2 protein-coding genes are annotated in these 3,135 nt (G+C 55.9%); both read right to left on the bottom strand.

Annotated features, from left to right (window positions below; all coding sequences use genetic code 11):
• Nucleotides 1–51 precede the first annotated feature (51 nt).
• Nucleotides 52–705 carry a TRADD-N-associated membrane domain-containing protein gene (locus tag GE027_RS22385; protein WP_153559459.1) on the bottom strand — a complete coding sequence of 218 codons (654 nt, stop codon included), beginning with the start codon at nt 703–705 and terminating at the stop codon, nt 52–54.
• Between the two features lie 1,179 nt (nt 706–1,884).
• Nucleotides 1,885–3,030, bottom strand: a complete 1,146-nt coding sequence (locus GE027_RS22380) for a type IIL restriction-modification enzyme MmeI (protein ID WP_315852930.1) — start codon at nt 3,028–3,030, stop codon at nt 1,885–1,887.
• Between the last annotated feature and the right edge of the window lie 105 nt (nt 3,031–3,135).

Genomic DNA, 3,135 nt, shown 5'->3' with positions numbered 1-3,135 from the left:
AGCGACGCGTTGTTGGTTGTTGGTTGTGTCGGCATGACTCGGGGTTTTTGATCAATCGGCAGGTCTTGGGCGGTGCGAGCGTTCGACGTATTTCGTGAGCCAGTCGCCGACGACCGCGTCCGCGGAACTTTTGTTTCTGACAACCCCCGCATAGAAGAGTGCCAGGTCGACTTTCAGGGCATCTTTCGCAACCGGGTTTTCAATCGTTTCGCACAGCCGGCGGGATTCGAGTTGCAGGCGGTCTTCGCGGAGCTTATCGAAGAAGGTGCCCATCGCGTCCTGCGCCCGTCGAGACTGGACGAAGAACAGGCCGGCCACGGCATCGATGACCAGCCCGGCGATGAACTGAGCTACGGTCGACGCCGTGTTGTCGGTCGAGGTGTAGAGGGCAGCAGCGATAACGATCACAGCGAACCCCAACGAGGCGAAGACTAGGCTGAACCAAAAGCTAATCCGCGATTGTGAGAGAACCTGGCTGTAGAACTGAGCTAGTTGTTCGGTTTCGAAAGCCACCGGAGGCTCGGCGGATCGCGTCCGTCCTGAGTAGGTCACGACGGCCGGTCGTTCAGCCGACGCTTGCGACACGTCAGAAGTATCGAGACGTTTCAGTACGCCGGTGCGGATTGCGGCAACCAGGGACGCCACGGCCACGGCGACCGATATGCTGGCGGCGATGCCGGCGATGATCGTATCCAGATTGCCCATGTCCCGATTGCCCTTTTCTGAGGATGCACCGCACCGCAGCCGCAGCTGCAGGCAGCTGGCTTCCGAAGGGCTATTGTAATCTCTGCCGGGGGGTAGCTGGTCGCTGGCCGACCAGGTCAGGCCCGAAGAGCAGGCCACGTTCGAGCGGATGGAGCAGCTCCGCCGGCAACGCAGCGAAGCGTAATCAACTTTTACAGTTTGGTTTTTCTCAGTCCATCCGGGAATTTTGTGGGTTCATCCTAACTGCGGGATTTTCTTAGGCACCCGCGGTGGTGTCCGAAAGGTGTGGTCTAACGGATCAAAAATGCTGGCGGCAGCCAATGCTTGCCGCCAGCCAGAGACACCACTGGGCGCACCCCGACCGCGATATCCCTGGCCGTGCCCGCGTCCCCGCAGAGCTTGCTTCCGTTTCTCGCGGCAACTTCAACGTAATGGATGAAGACACCACAGGAGAATCATTCGGACACCACCGGGGGTGCCTCCGAAAATCCACCATCCTTGGCTTTCCCACGACGAACCCGGAGGGACCAAAATAGTGTGGGTGGTCAGACTGGCGTTCTTCGCGAAACTCGGATTTCCTGGTTCGTCCTTTGTAGAAGACGACCTTCGTGTTTGGCGTTAGGTGCGGAACATAGCGTCTCGGAAAGTGGTATGAAACTCCCGTGGTGTCGTGGCAAGCGGATTCGTCGTTTTCGGTAATGACCGCGTATATGTCCATCGTTTTGGGTGCTATTCTGTTAAGCTACGCGTCTGACTGGCCGTTGCGTTGTTCAGCGTTTGACGCGGCTGGGTCCCTTTGAAATATAGTTTTAACGGACGATCAAATGTCTAGAGAGAATGAGCCGGTTGCTGCGATACAACTGGGAGATAGTGGCTCCCAAGTAAACGAATACGTCTTCCAGGTCTTGCGGGCACACGGCAGGGAGTGCTGGGATCTTCCCACTGAACGGCTTGGTCTAGCGTTGCAGGCACGCAAATGTCCAACAGGAGACGATCGGGCTGTTAATAAAAGCAGGTCGAGCAGCATCGTAATCGGTATGTCACGGCAGCATGCTCAAACGCTGGCATTGCAAATGCTTCGACAGCTTTTTAAGGACGATCACTCAGCGAAAACGGCGTTGTTGGATGTTCTCGAAAAGGAGTTCATGGTTTGAATAAACCTCAAGCTCGGTGAACGAGCTAGGCCGCGGCCTCGCCGGTGAAGGCCACGTAGCGACCGTCTTCCAGTTGGCGAACGGAGCCGACCGCGACGAGCGTCTCGAGCATTTCCGCGACGTCAGCTTTCTTGGCGCGTTTGTAGTAGGCCGCGATCTGCTTAGCGTCGGCCGGTCCATTGTGCCGAAGCAACGCGCTCTGGACGGCGACCATCCGTTGCGGCAGCTCCTTGGGCCAGTCCTGTTTGACGATCTTCGCTGTGGCCGCCTTTTGGGCTGGCTTGGTTTTGTCTGTATCAGTGAACGTCGTTTGCGTTGCGCCGTCAGGGTTTTGGAATGTGGGACGCAACCAACGAACAAGCCCGCGGGCCTCCTCTGCGGCCCTTTCGTGATTCAGATCGACCAGGCGTTGCAGAATCTCTTCGTCGTCCAGATCTTGCGGCCAGCCGTATGCGTCGAAAACAGCGACGTCGAGATCGTCATGGATCTGTCGCAGCACCGAGACAAGTCCCTGCTCGTGAATCGTTTTGTCTTTGGCGGTCAGCGTCTCGCCTGCCCGCAGTTTCTCCAGCACGTTGTACATGCCGGTCATGGTCAATTTGGGATGAAGGTCCTGTTGACGCTTGCGATGTGCATCCAGTTGCTCGGCTAACTTGCCAATGTTTCCGCGTTTCGCGTCTTCCGTGTTAGGGAACGGAAACGTCTCGAAGCATCTCGTTTTGTTGTATCGCGGGTCATTGCCGACTCCAAGACGTCCACCTGTAGCCAACGCCCAGCAGACGTGAATCCTTCTGGAAAGGACCCCAAGAATTGCGGGGTCATCAATCGCGATCGCGATAAGCATGTTGTCAGGCAAAATCGATTCGTCTAGCCAAACGAAGAAACGATGCTTTGCGGTTTCCGTCGTAGCAATGTAACGCCTGACGCTGTTTAAAGCCGGACGAAAGGTGTTGCGGGTTTTGCCAAACAACCACCACTTTTCCGCGTAGGTGATTGAATCTTTGGTTCCACCAACTTTGTTTTCGCGTTCGCTTTTCACACGATTCAGGACCCACTGATAGACCTCCGGAAACTTTTCCTGGACTTGTTCAGCCGTGAGGCCAAAGAGATCAATAACCATCACGTTCCGTGAACGTTGGGTGATGTCTTTGCCATTGCGATAGTGCCGAATGTGTTTCTCAAGACCGGCGATTCTTCCGAGTCCAAGATTTTCCGCCTGTTCCTTTGTGCTGGTTCAGCGGAAATTGGAATTGGGCGTCGAGTGAGTAGAACAGGA

The organism is Roseimaritima sediminicola (genome assembly GCF_009618275.1).
In the GTDB taxonomy this organism is placed as follows: domain Bacteria; phylum Planctomycetota; class Planctomycetia; order Pirellulales; family Pirellulaceae; genus Roseimaritima; species Roseimaritima sediminicola.
Note: the sequence above shows the minus strand (reverse complement) of the source record. Positions and strands in the feature narration are given on the sequence as shown.

Bases quoted from the DNA above. Each gene is read 5' to 3' on its own strand.
- GE027_RS22385 (WP_153559459.1), bottom strand. From the start codon at position 705: ATGGGCAATCTGGATACGATCATCGCCGGCATCGCCGCCAGCATATCG.